The 19,357-nt window shown below is 40.1% G+C and carries 12 protein-coding genes and 1 pseudogene; 12 read left to right on the top strand and 1 reads right to left on the bottom strand.

The window, feature by feature from the left end; genetic code table 11:
* Window position 1: 1 nt before the first annotated feature.
* The 8 genes from bioV (at window position 2) to G6069_RS00025 (ending at window position 15,100) form a co-directional block, all read left to right on the top strand.
* Window positions 2–520: a pimelyl-ACP methyl ester esterase BioV gene (gene bioV / locus G6069_RS00060; RefSeq protein WP_197292987.1), complete on the top strand. Its 519-nt coding sequence runs from the start codon at window positions 2–4 to the stop codon at window positions 518–520.
* Window positions 521–544: 24 nt separating this feature from the next.
* Window positions 545–1,018: a DUF4149 domain-containing protein gene (locus tag G6069_RS00055; protein WP_197292986.1), complete on the top strand. Its 474-nt coding sequence runs from the start codon at window positions 545–547 to the stop codon at window positions 1,016–1,018.
* A 67-nt stretch (window positions 1,019–1,085) separates the two neighbouring features.
* A complete protein-coding gene (gene imaA, locus G6069_RS00050; RefSeq protein ID WP_197292985.1) occupies window positions 1,086–9,806 on the top strand; it encodes an immunomodulatory autotransporter protein ImaA in 8,721 nt (2,906 codons plus the stop codon).
* 47 nt (window positions 9,807–9,853) lie between these two features.
* Window positions 9,854–11,071, top strand: a complete 1,218-nt coding sequence (gene lysA, locus G6069_RS00045) for a diaminopimelate decarboxylase (RefSeq protein WP_197292984.1) — start codon at window positions 9,854–9,856, stop codon at window positions 11,069–11,071.
* Window positions 11,072–11,075: 4 nt separating this feature from the next.
* On the top strand, window positions 11,076–11,366 hold the full coding sequence (locus G6069_RS00040) for a chorismate mutase (protein ID WP_001171375.1): 291 nt from the start codon (window positions 11,076–11,078) through the stop codon (window positions 11,364–11,366).
* A gap of 12 nt (window positions 11,367–11,378) precedes the next feature.
* Window positions 11,379–12,251 (top strand): DUF2156 domain-containing protein, encoded by an 873-nt coding sequence (locus G6069_RS00035; protein ID WP_197292983.1) that lies wholly within the window; start codon window positions 11,379–11,381, stop codon window positions 12,249–12,251.
* Complete coding sequence (locus tag G6069_RS00030; protein ID WP_197292982.1) at window positions 12,252–13,955, top strand: bifunctional chorismate-binding protein/class IV aminotransferase; 1,704 nt, start codon at window positions 12,252–12,254, stop codon at window positions 13,953–13,955.
* A gap of 125 nt (window positions 13,956–14,080) precedes the next feature.
* Window positions 14,081–15,100: an aliphatic amidase gene (locus G6069_RS00025; protein ID WP_001215709.1), complete on the top strand. Its 1,020-nt coding sequence runs from the start codon at window positions 14,081–14,083 to the stop codon at window positions 15,098–15,100.
* A gap of 341 nt (window positions 15,101–15,441) precedes the next feature.
* On the opposite strand, the gene flgL is transcribed toward G6069_RS00025, so the two are convergent.
* Entirely contained in the window at window positions 15,442–17,928 is a 2,487-nt protein-coding gene (flgL, locus tag G6069_RS00020) for a flagellar hook-associated protein FlgL (RefSeq protein ID WP_197292981.1), read from the bottom strand.
* On the opposite strand from flgL, the pseudogene G6069_RS07885 reads away from it, so the two are divergent.
* The 4 genes and pseudogenes from G6069_RS07885 to G6069_RS00005 all read left to right on the top strand — a co-directional run.
* Window positions 17,887–18,079, top strand: a pseudogene (locus tag G6069_RS07885) (hypothetical protein). The gene flgL and the pseudogene G6069_RS07885 overlap by 42 nt on opposite strands.
* A gap of 91 nt (window positions 18,080–18,170) precedes the next feature.
* Window positions 18,171–18,485 carry a 50S ribosomal protein L21 gene (rplU, locus tag G6069_RS00015; RefSeq protein WP_000119333.1) on the top strand — a complete coding sequence of 105 codons (315 nt, stop codon included), beginning with the start codon at window positions 18,171–18,173 and terminating at the stop codon, window positions 18,483–18,485.
* A 14-nt stretch (window positions 18,486–18,499) separates the two neighbouring features.
* The gene (gene rpmA / locus G6069_RS00010; protein WP_000940607.1) at window positions 18,500–18,766 is read left to right on the top strand and encodes a 50S ribosomal protein L27; all 267 of its coding nucleotides are present in this window, start codon (window positions 18,500–18,502) and stop codon (window positions 18,764–18,766) included.
* A gap of 117 nt (window positions 18,767–18,883) precedes the next feature.
* Window positions 18,884–19,357 (top strand): ABC transporter substrate-binding protein (locus G6069_RS00005; protein ID WP_231627779.1); only part of this gene is annotated, 474 nt, incomplete at its 3' end.

The raw sequence follows: 19,357 nt of genomic DNA, 5'->3' as shown, positions 1-19,357 counted from the left end.
AATGCGTTTTTTTAGTGGTTTTGGGTTCATCAATGAAAGCGTTTTGTTTGAAGAGTGGCTTTTAAAAGGGGTTTATGATGTGTCAGGCTTTTCTATGGGAGCGATTAAGGCGATAGAATACGCCTATAATGAAGTCTTGCAACAACGGCGCATCCATTCCTTATTGTTGTTTTCGCCTTGCATGCTAGCGCATAAGAGCTTGGCGTTCAAACGATTGCAACTTTCTTCGTTTCAAAAAGATCCGCAAAGCTACATGGACAACTTTTATCAAGCCGTGGGCTTGAACGCCCAATTGGAGCGTTTTAAGAAAGAGGGTTCTTTAGAAGAATTGGAATTTTTATTGGATTACAAGTATAGTGATTCTATAATTAGATTTTTATTGGAAAAGGGCGTGAAGATTGAAGTGTTTATCGGTTTAAAAGATAAAATCACAGACGTTCAAGCTCTCTTGGAATTTTTTATTCCCTTAGTTCAAGTGTGGCAGTTTAAGGATTGTAACCATTTGTTGCAAAAATCTTAAAAAAAATCTTAAAAAAGGTGGAAGATGAAAAAATTTGGTTTGGGGGTGTATTTGCTTCTTTTAGGCATTTTGGGCGGCTCTTTGATCACTTTAGGGATGATGGTCGCACCCATTGTTTTCAAAGCCCCAAGCATTTTGCCTGAGTTTAATTTGACTTTGTTTGAGAGCGGGAAACTCATGGCGCAAATCTTTGTGCGTTTCAACTATCTTTTGGGCGCAATCGGTTTTGTGGTGTTACTTTATGAAATCATTTCATTTATCTACTCTAAAAGATCGTTAGTGTATTTGATCCTTGGCGTAGCGATAGGGGCGTTGTGTTTGCTCTTTGTTTTTTATTACACGCCTTATATTTTAAACGCTCAAAAAGTGGGCGAAGTTGTGCTTCAAAGCGCTGAATTTGCCCGCTCGCACGCTCAAAGCGAATGGCTGTTTAAGGAATTGTTTGTGCTGGTGTGCGCTTTGTTTTTCTTGCGCTTGTTTGGGAAAAATGCGCTTTAGTCCCTTTGATTTAATCAAATGAGAGAGTTTTTGGCTACCATCTAGGAAATGAGAAGGTAGCGTTTTAATGAAAAAGTTTAAAAAGAAATTAAAAAGTATAAAACGATCGCAAAAAATCATCTTGAAGCGTCCTTTATGGCTTATGCCTTTACTCATCAGTGGGTTTGCTAGTGGGGCGTATGCGGATGGAACGGATATTTTGGGGCTTAGTTGGGGGGAAAAAAGCCAAAAGGTATGCGTGCATCATCCATGGTATGCTTTATGGCGTTGTGATAAATGGGAGGAAAAAACCCAACAATTCACAGGAAACCAACTCATCACAAAAACTTGGGCAGGGGGTAATGCGGCTAACTACTACCACTCTCAAAACAACCAAGACATCACAGCCAATTTAAAAAATGATAACGGCACTTATTTTTTAAGCGGTCTGTATAACTACACCGGAGGGGAAAATAATGGGGGGAATTTAGACATTGAATTAGGCAGTAACGCTACTTTTAATCTAGGTGCGAATAGTGGGAATAGTTTCACTTCTTGGTATCCTAATGGGCATACTAATGTTACTTTTAGCGCTGGGACTATCAATGTGAATAACAGCGTGGAAGTGGGCAATCGTGTGGGATCGGGAGCGGGCACGCACACCGGCACAGCCACTTTAAACTTGAACGCTAATAAAGTCAATGTCAATTCCAATATCAACGCGTATAAAACTTCGCAAGTGAATATAGGCAATGCTAACAGCGCCATTACCATTAATTCGGTTTCTTTAAGTGGGGATACTTGCAGTTCTTCAGTTAGTGTTGGGATAGGGGCTAATTGCTCCACTTCTGGGCCTAGCTATTCTTTTAAAGGCACGACTAACGCTACTAACACGACCTTTAGTAACGCAAGCGGCAGTTTCACTTTTGAAGAGAACGCCACTTTTAGCGGGGCGAAATGGAATGGGGGGGCATTCACTTTCAATAAAGGATTTAGCACTACCAATAATACCGCTTTTAATAGCGGTAGTTTTAATTTTAAAGGCACAAGCTCTTTTAATGGCGCTTCGTTTAGTAACGCCACATACACTTTTGAGAATCAAGCCACTTTCCAAAACAGCTCCTTTAATGGGGGGACTTTTACTTTTAACAACCAAACTAATCCAGCTAACAGCGCTCAGCACCCCCAAATTCTGTTTGAAAACAGCTCTTTTAGCGGTAACGCTACCACTCTTAAGGGTTCTGCGACTTTTGAGCAAGCCTTTAACAATTCAAACCAGCAATTGACGATGCAAAACGCTTCGTTTGATAACGCCACTTTTAACAATACCGGTAAAATCACCATTAATGAGGGTGCGAGTTTTAATAACACGACATTCAACACTCCTGTTGATACAAACAACATGACCATTAGTGGTGGCGTTACTTTAAGCGGTAAGAATGACTTGAAAAATGGCACAACCCTTGATTTTGGGAGTTCTAAAATCACTCTCGCTCAAGGGACGATTTTCAACCTCACAAGTTTAGGCAGTGAGAAGAGCGTAACGATTTTAAATTCTAGCGGTGGGATCACTTATAATCATCTTTTAAACCATGCACTCAACAGCTTGACAAGCGCCTTAAAAACGAACGAAAGCTCTTCAAGGCCGCAAAGTTTCGCTCAAGGTTTGTGGGATATGATCACTTACAATGGGGTTACCGGACAGCTTTTGAATGAAAACGCTACAACCTCTAAACCCGCTGACTCTTCGCCCTCTAAATCCTCTACAAACTCTACGCAAGTCTATCAAGTGGGCTACAAAATAGGGGATACTATCTACAAACTGCAAGAAACTTTTGGCCCTAATTCCATCATTATCCAGGCTTTAGAGAGCGGGACTTACACGCCACCCCCTGTCATTAACGGCTCCAAATTTGACTTATCCGCTTCAAATTATATTAATGCTGACATGCCTTGGTATGATCATAAATATTACATCCCCAAATCCCAAAATTTTACAGAGAGCGGGACTTATTACTTGCCGAGCGTTCAAATATGGGGGAGCTATACTAACTCGTTTAAACAAACCTTTAGCGCTAGTGGTAGTAATCTGGTGATCGGGTATAACTCAACATGGACTGGAAATAGCGTTTCTTCTAGTGACACGGTGTCTTTTGGGGACACTTCAGGGAGCGCTCTTAATGGGCATTGCGGGCCTTGGCCCTATTACCAATGCACAGGCACGACTAACGGCACTTATAGCGCTTATCATGTGTATATCACAGCGAATCTGCGTTCTGGCAATCGTATAGGCACGGGTGGGACAGCTAATCTGGTCTTTAATGGGGTAGATAGCATCAATATCGCTAACGCTACCATCACGCAACATAACGCCGGAATCTATTCAAGCTCTATGACTTTTTCCACGCAAAGCATGGACAATTCGCAGAATTTGAATGGATTAAACGCTAATGGCAAACTTTCAGTGTATGGCGCAACTTTCACTAACCAAGCCAAAGACGGGAAATTCATTTTCAATGCAGGGCAAGCGGTTTTTGAAAACACCAACTTTAATGGAGGGAGTTACCAATTCAGCGGCGATAGCTTGAATTTTTTAAATAACAACCAGTTCAATAGCGGTTCGTTTGAGATTGGCGCAAAAAACGCTTCGTTCAATAACGCTAACTTTAACAACAGCGCTTCTTTTAATTTCAATAATTCTAGCGCGACCACTTCGTTTGTGGGGGATTTCACTAACGCTAATTCAAACCTGCAAATCGCCGGGAACGCTGTTTTTGGGAACTCTACTAATGGCTCTCAAAATACCGCTAATTTTAATAATACCGGCTCTGTTAATGTTGCAGGGAATGCAACCTTTGATAATGTGGTTTTTAATAGCCCCACAAACACGAGCGTGAAAGGGCAGGTTACTCTCAATAACATCACTTTAAAAAATTTAAACGCTCCTTTGTCTTTTGGCGATGGGACAATTACTTTTAGCGCTCATTCGGTTATCAATATTGATCAGGCTATCACAAATGGCAACCCTATCACCCTTGTAAGCTCTTCTAAAGAGATTGATTACAACAACGCTTTCAGTAAAAATCTATGGCAGCTCATCAACTACCAAGGGCATGGGGCAAGCAGTGAAAAGCTCGTCTCTAGCGTGGGTAATGGCGTTTATGATGTGGTGTATTCTTTCAATAACCAAACCTACAATTTCCAAGAGGTTTTTTCACAAAACAGCATTTCTATCCGGCGTTTGGGCGTTAACATGGTGTTTGATTATGTGGATATGGAAAAATCGGATCACTTATATTATCAAAACGCTCTCGGTTTTATGACCTACATGCCTAATAGCTATAACAATAATTTAGGGAATGCAAACAACACCATTTACTATTACGACAACAGCATTGATTTTTATGCGAGCGGGAAAACTTTATTAACTAAGGCGGAATTTTCTCAAACGTTCACCGGGCAAAACAGCGCGATCGTTTTTGGGGCTAAAAGCATATGGACGAGCTTAAGCGATGCGCCGCAGTCTAATGCAATCATTCGCTTTGGGGACAATAAGGGAGCAGGGAGTAATGATGCGAGCGGGCATTGCTGGAATTTGCAATGCATAGGCTTTATCACAGGGCATTATGAAGCGCAAAAGATTTACATCACCGGCAGTATTGAAAGCGGGAATCGCATTTCTAGCGGTGGGGGCGCGAACCTTAATTTTAACGGGCTTCAAGGCATTCTTTTAACGAACGCGACTTTGTATAACCGCACCGCTGGCACGCAAAGCTCGTCTATGAATTTTACCTCTAACAGCGCGAACATTCAAGCTCAAAACTCCTATTTTATAGACGATACCGCGCAAAATAAAGGCAACCCTAATTTTAGTTTCAACGCTTTGAATCTGGATTTTTCTAACAGCTCTTTTAGGGGCTATGTGGGGCAAACGCAATCTGTTTTTAAATTCAATGCCACTAATGCGATCAGTTTCACCAACAGCTCTAATTTAAGCTCTGGTTTGTATCAAATTTCAGCTAATAGCGTGTCGTTTGACAATTCCAATTTAAGCGTTTCAGTGGGGACAAGCAGCATTAAAGCTAGTGCGATCAATCTTTCTCAAAACGCCTCTATCAATACGAGCAACCATTCAACCTTGGAGCTTCAAGGCGATTTGAATGTGAACGACACTAGCTCGCTCAACCTCAACCAAAGCACGATTAATGTTTCCAATAACGCCACGATCAACGATTATGCGAGCTTGATTGCGAGTAATAACGCTCATATCAATTTTAATGGGACAACCAATTTCAATTCAGCGAATATTACTACGAGTTTGAGTAATTCCTCTATCGTGTTTAAAGGAGCGGTCTCTTTAGGAGGGCAGTTTAATTTAAGCAATAACTCTTCTTTAGATTTTCAAGGCTCTAGCGCTATCACCTCTAACACGGCGTTTAATTTCTATGATAACGCTTTTTCTCAAAGCCCCATCACTTTCCATCAAGCCCTTGATGTTAAAGCGCCCTTGAGTTTGGGAGGCAACCTCTTAACCCCTAACAACAGCAGCGTGCTGGATTTGAAAAACAGCCAGCTTGTTTTTGGCGATCAAGGGAGTTTGAATATCGCTAACATTGATTTACTAAGCGATCTAAACGATAATAAAAATCGTGTGTATAACATCATTCAAGCGGACATGAATAGTAATTGGTATGAGCGTATCAGCTTCTTTGGCATGCGCATCAATGACGGGATTTATGATGCTAAAAACCAAACTTATAGTTTCACTAACCCCCTTAATAACGCCCTAAAAATCACCGAGAGCTTTAAAGACAACCAACTGAGCGTTACGCTCTCTCAAATCCCGGGCATTAAAAACACGCTCTATAACATTAGCTCTGAAATCTTTAACTACCAAAAAGTTTATAACAACGCTAATGGCGTGTATTCTTATAGCGATGATGCACAAGGCGTGTTTTACCTCACTAGCAATGTGAAAGGCTATTACAACCCCAACCAATCCTATCAAGCCAGTGGTAGTAATAACACCACAAAAAACAATAATTTAAGCTCTGAATCTTCTATTATTTCGCAAACCTATGACGCGCAAGGCAACCCTATTAGCGCGTTACACATCTATAACAAAGGCTATAATTTCAATAATATCAAAGCGTTAGGCCAAATGGCGCTCAAACTCTACCCTGAAATCAAAAAGATATTAGGGAATGATTTTTCGCTTTCAGGTTTGAGCGATTTAAAAGGCGATGCGCTAAACCAGCTTACCAAACTCATCACGCCTGACGACTGGAAAAACATTAACGAGTTTATTGATAACGCAAACAATTCGGTCGTGCAAAATTTCAATAACAGCACTTTGATTATAGGAGCGACTAAAATAGGGCAAACAGACACCAATAGCGCGGTGGTTTTTGGGGGCTTGGGCTATCAAAAGCCTTGCGATTACACCGATATTGTGTGCCAAAAATTTAGAGGCACTTATTTAGGGCAGCTTTTGGAGTCTAGCTCGGCTGATTTGGGCTATATTGACACGACTTTTAACGCTAAAGAAATTTATCTTACCGGCACTTTAGGGAGTGGGAACGCATGGGGGACTGGGGGGAGCGCTAGCGTAACTTTTAACAGCCAAACTTCGCTCATTCTCAACCAAGCTAATATCGTAAGCTCGCAAACCGATGGGATTTTTAGCATGCTAGGCCAAGAGGGCATCAATAAGGTTTTCAATCAAGCTGGGCTCGCTAATATTTTGGGCGAAGTGGCAATGCAATCCATCAATAAAGCCGGGGGATTAGGGAATTTGATAGTAAATACGCTAGGGAGTAATAGCGTGATTGGGGGGTATTTAACGCCTGAACAAAAAAATCAAACCCTAAGCCAGCTTTTGGGGCAGAATAATTTTGATAACCTCATGAACGATAGCGGTTTGAACACGGCGATTAAGGATTTGATCAGACAAAAATTAGGCTTTTGGACCGGGCTAGTGGGGGGATTAGCCGGACTAGGGGGCATTGATTTGCAAAACCCTGAAAAGCTTATAGGGAGCATGTCCATCAATGATTTATTGAGTAAAAAAGGGTTATTCAATCAGATCACTGGCTTTATTTCCGCTAACGATATAGGGCAAGTCATCAGCGTGATGCTGCAAGATATTGTCAAACCGAGCGACGCTTTAAAAAACGATGTAGTGGCTTTGGGCAAACAAATGATTGGCGAATTTTTAGGCCAAGACACGCTCAATTCTTTAGAAAGCTTGCTGCAAAACCAGCAGATTAAAAGCGTTTTAGACAAAGTCCTAGCGGCTAAAGGCTTAGGGCCTATTTATGAACAAGGTTTGGGGGATTTGATCCCTAATCTTGGTAAAAAGGGGCTTTTCGCTCCCTATGGCTTGAGTCAAGTGTGGCAAAAAGGGGATTTTAGTTTCAACGCGCAAGGCAATGTTTTTGTGCAAAATTCCACTTTCTCTAACGCTAATGGAGGCACGCTTAGTTTTAACGCAGGAAATTCGCTCATTTTTGCCGGAAACAATCATATCGCTTTCACTAACCATTTTGGAACGCTTCAATTATTGTCTAATCAAGTTTCTAACATTAATATTACCACGCTTGATGCCAGCAACGGCCTTAAGATTAACGCCGGTAGTAACAATGTTTCTGTGTCTCAAGGCGATCTTTTTATCAACGCTAGTTGCGCGCAACAAAGCGATCCAACTGCAGTTAACGCTACAAACCCTTGTGCGCTTAGCGCCCAAAGCGCAAATAACGCTTCTTCTAATAACGCGTCAAATAACGCGCCAATCGCCTTGAACAATAACGATGAGAGCTTGATGGTTACGGCGAATGATTTCAATTTCTCAGGCAGTATTTACGCTAACGGGGTGGTTGATTTTTCAAAGATTAAAGGCTCTGCAAACATTAAAAACCTGTATCTTTACAATAACGCTCAATTCCAAGCCAACAACCTCACGATTTCTAATCAAGCGGTGTTAGAGAACAACGCTAGCTTTGTAACGAATAATTTAAACATTCAAGGGGCGTTTAACAACAACGCCACGCAAAAAATAGAGGTGCTTCAAAATTTAGTGATCGCTTCAAACGCTTCCTTAAGCACCGGGATTTATGGGTTAGAAGTAGGGGGGGCTTTGAATCATTTGGGAACGATTAATTTCAATTTAGAAAATTCTCAAACGCCTGTAAATCCGCTCATTCAAGCAGAGGGGATCATTAACCTCAACACCACCCAAACGCCTTTTATCAATGTCAATAACAGCATGGCGAATAACACGGCTTACACTTTATTAAAAAGCAGCCGTTACATTGATTACAATATCAACCCTAACAGCTTGCAATCGTATTTGAAGCTCTATACCTTAATCAATATCAACGGAAACCACATAGAGGAAAAAAACGGCGTATTGACTTATTTGGGCCAACGGGTTTTATTACAAGATAAGGGGTTATTATTAAGCGTAGCGTTGCCTAACTCAAACAACGCTTCTCCAAACAACATTTTAAGCCTTTCTGTTCTTCATGACCAGATTAAAATGTCTTATGGCAACAAGATCATGGATTTTACCTCCCCCACCTTACAGGATTACATTGCGGGCATTCAAGGGCAAAGCGCATTGAATCAAATTGAAGCGATAGGGGGGAATAACGCTATCAAGTGGCTTTCAACATTGATGATGGACACGAAAGAAAACCCACTTTTTGCGCCGATTTATTTAGAAAACCACTCTTTGAATGAAATCTTAGGTGCAACAAAAGATCTTCAAAACACCGCAAGCTTGATTTCTAACCCTAATTTTAGGGATAACGCTACCAATCTTTTAGAATTGGCGAGTTACACCCAACAAACCAGCCGTTTGACAAAACTCTCTGATTTTAGGACTAGAGAGGGAGAGTCTGATTTTTCTTTGTTAGAGCTTAAAAACAAGCGTTTTAGCGATCCTAACCCTGGAGAGGTTTTTATCAAACACTCTCAACTTAGCAAACACCAAAATAACCTTTGGGTTCAAGGGATTGGGGGAGCGAGCTTTATTTCTGGGGGCAATGGCACGCTTTATGGCTTGAATGTGGGCTATGATCGGTTGGTTAAAAACGTGATCCTTGGGGGTTATGTGGCTTATGGCTATAGCGGCTTTAATGGGAACATCATGCGTTCTTTGGGTAATAATGTGGATGTGGGGATGTATGCGAGGGCTTTTTTAAAAAGAAACGAATTCACTTTGAGCGCGAATGAAACTTATGGAGGCAATGCAACTAGTATCAATTCTTCTAATTCTTTGCTCTCTGTGTTGAACCAACGCTACAACTACAACACCTGGACAACGAGCGTGAATGGGAATTACGGCTATGATTTCATGTTCAAACAAAAAAGCGTGGTGCTAAAACCTCAAGTGGGCTTGAGCTATCATTTTATAGGCTTGAGCGGGATGAAAGGCAAAATGAATGATGCCGCTTACAAACAATTTCTCATGCATTCAAACCCCTCTAACGAATCGGTTTTAACGCTCAACATGGGGTTGGAGAGCCGTAAATATTTTGGTCAAAATTCCTATTATTTTGTAACGGCGAGACTAGGTAGGGATCTTTTGATCAAATCTAAAGGCGATAATATGGTGCGTTTTGTGGGCGAAAACACTTTATTGTATCGCAAGGGGGAAATTTTTAACACTTTTGCGAGCGTGGTTACAGGGGGCGAAATGCATTTGTGGCGTTTGATGTATGTGAATGCGGGGGTGGGGCTTAAGATGGGCTTGCAATACCAGGATATTAATATAACCGGGAATGTGGGCATGCGAGTGGCGTTTTAGCTTTTTTGCTATAATGCTTCGTTCAAATTTTATGGTTAGGTTTTTCCATGTTTAATTATGAAGAGCTGTTTCAAACTTATAAAACCCCTTTTTACCTCTATGATTTTGACAAGATCAAACAGGCTTTTTTGAATTATAAAGAAGCGTTTAAGGGGCGTAAATCTTTGATTTGCTACGCTTTAAAGGCGAATTCCAATTTGAGTATCCTCTCTTTATTGGCGCATTTAGGGAGTGGAGCGGATTGCGTTTCCATAGGTGAGATACATAGGGCTTTAAAAGCCGGGATCAAGCCTTATAGGATCGTGTTTAGCGGGGTGGGTAAGAGCGGATTTGAAATAGAACAAGCCCTAAAACTCAACATTTTATTTTTAAATGTAGAAAGTTTTATGGAATTAACAACGATTGAAACAATCGCTCAATCTTTAGGGATAAAGGCCAGGATTTCCATTCGAATCAACCCTAATATTGACGCTAAAACGCACCCCTATATTTCTACCGGTTTGAAAGAAAATAAGTTTGGCGTGGGAGAAAAAGAAGCTTTAGAAATGTTTCTTTGGGCTAAAAAAAGCGCGTTTTTAGAGCCTGTTAGCGTGCATTTTCATATCGGCTCACAGCTCTTAGATTTAGAGCCGATTATAGAAGCGAGCCAAAAGGTGGCCAAAATCGCTAAATCTTTGATCGCGCTAGGGATAGATTTGCGTTTTTTTGATGTGGGCGGAGGCATTGGCGTGAGCTATGAAAATGAAGAAACGATTAAGCTTTATGATTACGTGCAAGGGATTTTAAACGCGCTTCAAGGCTTGGATTTGACCATTATTTGTGAGCCGGGCCGATCCATCGTGGCTGAGAGTGGGGAATTGATCACGCAGGTTTTGTATGAAAAAAAGGCTCAAAACAAGCGCTTTGTAATCGTAGATGCGGGTATGAATGATTTTTTACGCCCCAGTTTGTATCATGCTAAGCATGCCATAAGGGTCATAACGCCCTCTAATGGGCGTAAGATCTCGCCTTGCGATGTGGTAGGGCCTGTGTGTGAGAGCAGCGACACTTTTTTAAAAGATGTCCATTTGCCAGAATTAGAGCCAGGCGATAAAATAGCGATTGAGAAGGTTGGGGCTTATGGCTCTAGCATGGCCAGTCAATACAATTCGCGCCCCAAACTCCTAGAATTAGCCCTAGAAGATCACAAAATCAGAGTGATAAGAAAAAGAGAGGCTTTAGAAGATTTATGGCGGTTAGAAGAAGAAGGCTTAAAAGGGGTTTGATCAGATGCAAAAGAATTTGGATAGTCTTTTAGAAAATTTAAGGGCTGAAATTGATGCGTTGGATAATGAATTAAGCGATCTTTTAGACAAACGCTTAGAAATCGCTTTAAAAATCGCGCTTATCAAACAAGAAAGCCCCATTTATTGCCCTAAAAGAGAACAAGAAATTTTAAAACGACTCAGCCAAAGGGATTTCAAGCATTTGAATGGAGAAATTCTTACGGGTTTTTATGCAGAGGTTTTTAAGATTTCTAGAAAATTTCAAGAAAACGCCCTAAAAGAGTTAAAGAAATAAAAGAGAGTTGCCATGTTTGAAAAAATTACCCTAGCGCATAAGGACTTGTTTTCAAGGTTTTTACAAACTCAAAAAATCGTTTTATCGGATGTGAGTTTTACCAATTGCTTCTTATGGCAGCACGCAAGGCTCATTCAAGTGGCGGTGATTAGGGATTGTTTGGTGATTCAAACCACTTATGAAAATCAAAAACCCTTTTATTTCTATCCTATCGGTAAGAGGCCGCATGAATGCGTGAAAGAGCTTTTGAAATTAGAAAAAAATTTAAGATTCCACTCTTTGACTTTAGAGCAAAAAGACGATTTGAAAGACAATTTTGTAGGGGTGTTTGATTTCACTTACAACCGAGACAGGAGCGATTATGTTTATTCTATTGAAGAACTAATCGCGCTCAAAGGGAAAAAATACCATAAGAAAAAAAACCACCTAAACCAGTTTTTAACTAATTGCACAAATTTTGTTTATGAAAAAATTTCTTCTCAAAATAAAAAGGAAGTTTTAGAAGCTTCTCAAGCGTGGTTTTTAGAAAGCCAAACCGATGATATAGGGCTAATCAATGAAAATAAGGGCATTCAAAGCGTGTTAGAAAATTATGAAAGCTTGGATGTGAAAGGGGGGCTTGTTAGGGTTAATGGAGAAATAGTCTCGTTTAGTTTTGGAGAAGTTTTAAACGAAGAGAGCGCGCTCATCCACATTGAAAAAGCCCGCACAGATATTGCAGGCGCGTATCAAATCATCAACCAGCAATTGCTTTTGAATGAATTTAGCCATCTAACTTACGCTAACAGAGAAGAAGATCTGGGATTAGAGGGCTTAAGAAGGTCTAAAATGAGCTATAACCCGGTGTTTTTGATAGACAAATACGAAGCCGTCGCTAGAAATTAAATGATTTTTGGGGATTTTAAATATCAAAAAAGCGTTAAAAAACTCACAGCTACCAATCTTAACGAGCTTAAAAACGCCCTGGATTTCATCTCTCAAAATAGGGGGAAGGGGTATTTTGTGGGGTATCTTTTGTATGAAGCGCGTTTAGCGTTTTTAGATGAAAATTTTCAAAGCCAAACCCCTTTTTTGTATTTTGAACAATTTTTAGAAAGAAAAAAATACTCTTTAGAGCCTTTAAAAGAGCATGCGTTTTACCCTAAAATCCACAGCTCTTTAGATCAAGAAACTTATTTCAAGCAGTTTAAGGCCGTTAAAGAACATTTAAAAAACGGCGATACCTATCAAGTGAATCTCACGATGGATTTATTTTTAGACACTAAAGCCAAACCAAAGCGCGTTTTTAAGGAAGTGATACACAACCAAAACACGCCTTTTAAGGCTTTGATAGAAAATGAGTTTGGGAGTGTTTTAAGCTTTTCGCCGGAATTGTTTTTTGAATTAGAGTTTTTGGACACAGCGATTAAGATTATTACAAAACCCATGAAAGGCACGATCATTCGCTCAAACAACCCCTTAATAGATGAAAAAAACCGATTGTTTTTGCAAAATGATGACAAAAACAGAAGCGAAAATGTGATGATCGTGGATTTATTGCGTAACGATTTGAGCCGCTTGGCCTTAAAAAATAGCGTGAAAGTCAATCAATTGTTTGAAATCATCAGCTTGCCGAGCGTGTATCAAATGATAAGCGAGATTGAAGCTCAATTGCCCCTAAAAACAAGCTTGTTTGAGATTTTTAAGGCGTTGTTCCCTTGCGGATCGGTGACCGGATGCCCTAAAATCAAAACCATGCAAATCATTGAATATTTAGAGAAACGCCCTAGGGGGGTGTATTGCGGGGCGATAGGCATGGTTGAAGGAAAAAAAGCCCTTTTTAGCGTGCCTATCCGCACTTTAGAAAAAAGAGCATGCGAAGATTTTTTGCATTTGGGGGTAGGGAGTGGGGTAACTTATCAAAGTAAAGCGCTAAAAGAATATGAAGAGAGCTTTTTAAAAAGCTTTTTTGTGATGCCTAAAATAGAATTTGAGATTATAGAGACGATGAAAATTATCAAAAGGGATCAAAAATTAGAGATTAACAATAAAAACGCCCATAAAGAACGCCTTATTAGTAGCGCTCAATATTTTAACTTTAAATACGATGACAATCTTTTAGACTTTGAATTGGAAAAAGAAGGGGTTTTAAGGGTTTTACTCAACAAAAAAGGCAAGCTCATTAAAGAATACAGAACCTTAGAGCCTTTAAAAAGCCTAGAAATCCGTTTGAGTGAAGCCCCCATTGATAAACACAATGATTTTTTATACCATAAGACCACTTACGCCCCTTTTTATCAAAAGGCTCGAGCGCTCATTAAAAAAGGCGTTATGTTTGATGAAATCTTTTATAACCAGGATTTGGAACTCACTGAGGGCGCTAGGAGCAATCTTGTTTTAGAAATCCATAACAGGCTTTTAACCCCTTATTTTAGCGCGGGCGCGTTAAACGGGACGGGTGTTATGGGATTGTTAAAAAAGGGTCTTGTTGAGCATGCCCCTTTAAAATTGCAAGACTTGCAAAGAGCGGCTAAAATCTATTGCATTAATGCTTTATACGGCTTAGTGGAGGTGGGAATAATAGGTTACCCAATGGAGCAAAAAAGTTAAAACTCGCCCACAATAATCATAATGATTAAAGTTTTTATATTCATTATAGATCCATTTACACAATTATTTTATAAATTCAAGTAGAGGGTTTGTAGGAACTCTCATCAAAAAACAAGGAACATAATATGAGACATGGAGATATTAGTAGCAGCCCCGATACTGTGGGTGTAGCGGTAGTTAATTATAAGATGCCTAGACTCCACACTAAAGAACAAGTGTTGGAAAATTGTCGCAATATCGCTAAGGTGATCGGTGGGGTCAAACAAGGTTTGCCCGGATTGGATCTGATTATCTTCCCCGAATACAGCACGCATGGGATCATGTATGACAGACAAGAAATGTTTGACACAGCCGCAAGCGTTCCTGGAGAAGAAACTGCGATCTTTGCTGAGGCTTGTAAGAAAAACAAGGTTTGGGGAGTGTTCTCTTTAACTGGGGAAAAACACGAGCAGGCTAAAAAGAATCCCTATAATACTTTGATTCTTGTCAATGATAAGGGTGAGATCGTGCAAAAATACCGCAAAATCTTGCCTTGGTGCCCTATTGAATGCTGGTATCCTGGGGATAAAACTTATGTGGTTGATGGGCCTAAGGGCTTGAAAGTTTCTTTGATTATTTGCGATGATGGGAACTACCCTGAAATTTGGCGCGATTGCGCGATGCGTGGGGCAGAACTCATTGTACGCTGTCAAGGTTACATGTATCCGGCTAAGGAGCAACAAATTGCGATAGTGAAAGCTATGGCGTGGGCTAATCAATGTTATGTAGCGGTAGCGAATGCGACCGGCTTTGATGGGGTGTATTCCTATTTCGGGCATTCTAGCATTATTGGTTTTGACGGGCATACTTTGGGCGAATGCGGGGAAGAAGAAAATGGTCTTCAATACGCTCAACTTTCCGTGCAACAAATCCGTGATGCGAGAAAATACGACCAAAGCCAAAACCAACTCTTCAAACTCTTACACAGAGGTTATAGTGGGGTTTTTGCTAGTGGCGATGGGGATAAGGGTGTGGCGGAATGCCCTTTTGAGTTCTATAAAACTTGGGTTAATGACCCCAAAAAAGCTCAAGAAAATGTAGAAAAATTCACTCGCCCAAGCGTGGGCGTGGCCGCTTGTCCTGTAGGCGATTTGCCCACGAAATGAAGGGCAAAAGGAGGGGGGTTTTTGCAGATGCCTTAAAGCGATAAGAGGGTAAAAATTTAAAAAATACTAAAAGGCGTTTTTTACAATATATTTTATTACAATATAAATATAAAAAAGCTTGACGCTAGTTGGGCGGTATTTTCTTGTAATGCGTTCTTTTGGAGCTAGGAGCTTTAGTTGGGAGCTGTAGAGGAGGTATTCAAAATACCCCCTATCCCCTTAAGAAAATGAGCTTAAAGCAAAATAACCAAAATCCCATTATAAGGCTTGTTTATGCTTAATAGAACAAAGCCTTTAATTTATTTTTCTCTTCAATAAAACGCTTAAAAACCACCAAAAGGTTACAAATATTTCGTTAAAGACAAATTATTGATTTTGTTCGTGGAAGCCAGAACAGCGTTATAATTGTTAGTGAGATTGGAAAATTTGTTGTAAGTTTCTGCCATATCTGTGCCGGTCGTTTCCCCACGAATGCTTTGAACTTGCGTTTTTAAAACTTCATTACGCCTGATAATGTTTTCAAACGCTTTACCATGAGAGCCGTTTTTAGCGATCATTTTTTCTATGTGATCGCTCAAGTGATCTATAAGGGTGATGCCGTTTTGAATGCCTAAATTACGCATATCGCTAGAGTAAGTATCCCCTAAAGCGTCCGGGCGATAAATCCCTTTTCTTACAGAAGCGATGGTATTTTCTAATTGATTAAAAAAATTCACGCTGGGCTTGTCAATAATGAGAGCGTTATTAGCGTTTAATTTAAGGCTTGGTTTGTCGCTGTGCAAGGCGTTTTGAGAAAAATCATTCGCGTCTTTATCAAAAAGCATGAACTGCATTTTGGTGTTTGAATGCATGTTGTCTTGGATAATGACTTTTCCCTCTTCATTCAAATTAATAGAAAGGTTGTCTTTAGCTTGTTTTAACAATCCAATAAAGCACTCCTTGCTTTCTTTGGAAGTGGGGTTATCGCTGATTTGTTGGTAGATTGCAGGGTCAGTATTGCTGTAATTGAGCGCGATACTCATCGCATCCATAAGCTGCCTGTAAGTTACTTCATTGGGTTTAGAAGCTTGAATATCAGCGCTTGTGGGGTCATAAAGCGGGATTTTAATGCCATTAGGCAAACTCAAAAAAGCCCCATTATTATCCAAGATCATTTGCGCTTCTAAAAACGAACCATTCACATCGTTTAATTTCATGTTAAAAACGCTATTTTCTAAACTCCCCTTAGCGACCTCACTCAGTTTAGTAGAGCCATTAGCCGCACCATTTTGAGCGATTTGAGCGACATTACTTTCTAATTTTGCCCCTTCTTTATTGAAATAGGTTTTTTGGTATTCGCTCGCGTTATTGGTAGGAATGCCGGCCACTTCCAGCCCTTTTTGATCTAGGGTGCTTAAAGCCAAAGAAATAGGCGATTCTTTAGAAGAATTGTCAATAATCCTCAAACGCCCGTTTGTTTCAATTTCCACATCCACTTCATTATTAAAGCGTTCTTTAATCGCATCTTTCAAATCTTTAATCGTAGAATTTTTCACGTCTAAAAGAATGGGAATGTCCAAATAAACAGGGAGGTTTGGGATTTTAATAAGGCTTTCATCGTCCAAACGGCTGGCGTTGATTTTTAAAGTTTTCACGCTATCGCCAAAAATCTCACTCAATTTAGTGTTTTTGTTGGCTAAAACATTGTCTTTAGTTACAAACACGCTAGGGATTTCAAGCGTTTTAGGATTATACATGTTAGGCACCGCTTTAACTTGGCTCAAACTCCTATCCGTTACAAACGCGCTTTTGACATATTCAGTAACCCTTTTGCCGCTCGAACGCAAAGCGTCTAAATCATCAAAATCCCCATCGCTAGAAATCAAATGAAAATCCAAATTTTCACTGCCAGGCGTTAGGTTTTTGATCTCAATTTGCCCCCAATTATTCAAACTCACATCCACGACTTTATTTTGCGAAGTGTTCCCATAAGCGTGAGCGATTTTATCCAACAAATCGCTCACTTTAGTCGCGCTTTCTTTGTTTTGGTAGGCTTTAGAGAGCACGAATTTTTCTTTAAAACTAGAACCATCAGGCCTAACGCCCTGCAAATAAAAAAACTCTTTAGGGTCGTTGGTGGGATCTTTATCGTTATCGCCGATGAGTTCTCGCAAGGTATCGCTGGGTTTAATAAAAACTTCTTCAGGCAATGAAGAATGCTCTAAAGCGTCCATCACATCAGGGTGGAGCTTGTTTTGATTGAGTAATTTAATGTTGGTGGTGATGAGTTTGTGTTTGTCTTTATCCGCGCCTAAAAACAAATCTTGCCCGCTGATATTATAAGGCACAAGGTTATCAGAGCTAATAAGCGCGTTTAAATCTTCGCCATTGCCATGGTATTTCCCCTCGCTATCAATGGGAGGTCTATCCACCTTACTGCCCCCAAATAAAAATTCCCCCCCTATAGAAGTGTTAGCAACATTTATCATATGCTCCCTCAAGCGTTCTAAATCGTTAGCGATAGCGGCGCGAGAAGTTTCTGAATGCACATCGTTAGCGGATTGGATGAGTTTGGTTTTAAACGCCTCCATCGTTTTAGAAAATTCTTGCAAAGCTTTGTCGGTATTGAGCGTTGAAGTGTAAGCGTTTTGAGCCACATCAATGCCTTGATCCAAGGTGTTTTCTTCGTATTGGAATTTTAAATTCTGGTTGTTAATGTCGCTGTTTTGATAACCATAACGGATTTTTAGCCCTGAAGCGATCTGCGTGTTAGCGTCATTGATTTTATTTTGTAAAGCGTTTTGGTAGTGATTCATTTGGTTGTATTTAGAGCCAAAGGTAACGCGCATGATCAAATCCTTATTGGTTTTTTAATAAACAAGCTAAAAGTATTCCAAAACAAGTCAATAACAATTCATGAGTGGTTTGAGTGGGGCAATGCGGAGGAATAATGGCGGGTTAAATGGGGTGTTTTTGAGTAAAAAAATTCTTTTAATGTGAATTTAAACTAAATTTAAAGTTAAATTTTAGCAAATACTCACTATAATAAGCGTTTATTTTAAAAAGAGCGTTCAATTTTTAAGGAATAGAAATGTCATACGCAATATTCAAGCATGGCGGTAAGCAATATAAAGTCGTTGAAGGCGATATTGTTTTACTGGATAAAATGAATAAAGAGCCTAAGGCTTTAGTGGAATTAGTGGAAGTGTTAGCCGTATCCAAAGAGGGCAAACTCTCTTTTGGGAAACCCTTTGTGAATGGGGCTAAAATTGAAGCGGAAGTGATCAATGAAGGGCGTGGCAAAAAAGTCATCACTTTCAAAAAACGCCGCCGAAAAGACAGCAAAACCAAGCGTGGTTTTAGAAGAGATTTCACTCGTGTGAGAATCACTAAAATTGTAGCATAAAGGAGTATTAAACAATGGCACACAAGAAAGGTCAAGGGAGTACGCAGAATAACAGAGATTCTGCAGGAAGACGCTTAGGCGTGAAAAAATTTGGCTCAGAATTTGTGAGAGCAGGGAATATTATCGTGCGCCAAAGAGGCACTAAAATCCATCCCGGTAATAATGTAGGCATGGGGAAAGACCATACCTTATACGCGCTCATAGATGGCGTTGTGAAGTTTGAGCATAAAGACAGAAGCCGCAAAAAGGTTTCTGTGGTTAGTCAAAATTTTGGGGAGTAGGGTAACCTTTAAAGGTTAATTAAACCTTTGGGTGTTTGTTAAACGCCTATAAACACCATAAAATATTTATAATTTAGATCTCTATCCTTTTATAGAATTTGTTGTGGAGATTGGCTTATGAATAATGTTTTTGTTAAGGGTTTGTTTTTTTTTCTTTTATTGTTTGGGTCTTTTTTGAAAGCTTCAGAAAGCCCAAACGCCACTCTTAATCCGTCCAATATTTCTGTTGAAGAACAAAAGCGTTTTGGAGGCGTTTTGGTTTTTGCAAGAGGCGCTGATGGCTCGAGCATGGATCCGGCCTTAGTGACTGATGGCGAAAGCTATGTGGCGACGGGCAATATTTATGACACGCTCGTGCAATTCAAATACGGCACCACAGAAATTGAACCAGCCTTAGCGACGAGTTGGGAAATATCCCCAGATGGTCTTGTATATACCTTTCATTTACGCAAAGGGGTTTATTTCCACCAGACGAAATATTGGAATAAAAAAGTAGAGTTTAGCGCTAAAGACGTGCTGTTTTCTTTTGAGCGCCAAATGGATAAGGCTAAACGATACTATAGCCCGGGGGCTAAAAGCTATAAGTATTGG

Origin of the sequence: Helicobacter pylori (assembly GCF_017594925.1) — a bacterium.
Taxonomy (GTDB): domain Bacteria; phylum Campylobacterota; class Campylobacteria; order Campylobacterales; family Helicobacteraceae; genus Helicobacter; species Helicobacter pylori_DP.
The sequence above is the reverse complement of the archived record's forward strand: the minus strand, read 5'-3'. Positions and strand labels throughout refer to the sequence as shown.

Excerpts from the sequence above, each read along its gene's own strand:
- bioV (WP_197292987.1), top strand. The coding sequence starts at position 2 with ATGCGTTTTTTTAGTGGTTTTGGGTTCATCAATGAAAGCGTTTTGTTT.
- G6069_RS00055 (WP_197292986.1), top strand. The coding sequence starts at position 545 with ATGAAAAAATTTGGTTTGGGGGTGTATTTGCTTCTTTTAGGCATTTTG.
- imaA (WP_197292985.1), top strand. The coding sequence starts at position 1,086 with ATGAAAAAGTTTAAAAAGAAATTAAAAAGTATAAAACGATCGCAAAAA.
- lysA (WP_197292984.1), top strand. The coding sequence starts at position 9,854 with ATGTTTAATTATGAAGAGCTGTTTCAAACTTATAAAACCCCTTTTTAC.
- G6069_RS00040 (WP_001171375.1), top strand. The coding sequence starts at position 11,076 with ATGCAAAAGAATTTGGATAGTCTTTTAGAAAATTTAAGGGCTGAAATT.
- G6069_RS00035 (WP_197292983.1), top strand. The coding sequence starts at position 11,379 with ATGTTTGAAAAAATTACCCTAGCGCATAAGGACTTGTTTTCAAGGTTT.
- G6069_RS00030 (WP_197292982.1), top strand. The coding sequence starts at position 12,252 with ATGATTTTTGGGGATTTTAAATATCAAAAAAGCGTTAAAAAACTCACA.
- G6069_RS00025 (WP_001215709.1), top strand. The coding sequence starts at position 14,081 with ATGAGACATGGAGATATTAGTAGCAGCCCCGATACTGTGGGTGTAGCG.
- flgL (WP_197292981.1), bottom strand. The coding sequence starts at position 17,928 with ATGCGCGTTACCTTTGGCTCTAAATACAACCAAATGAATCACTACCAA.
- rplU (WP_000119333.1), top strand. The coding sequence starts at position 18,171 with ATGTCATACGCAATATTCAAGCATGGCGGTAAGCAATATAAAGTCGTT.
- rpmA (WP_000940607.1), top strand. The coding sequence starts at position 18,500 with ATGGCACACAAGAAAGGTCAAGGGAGTACGCAGAATAACAGAGATTCT.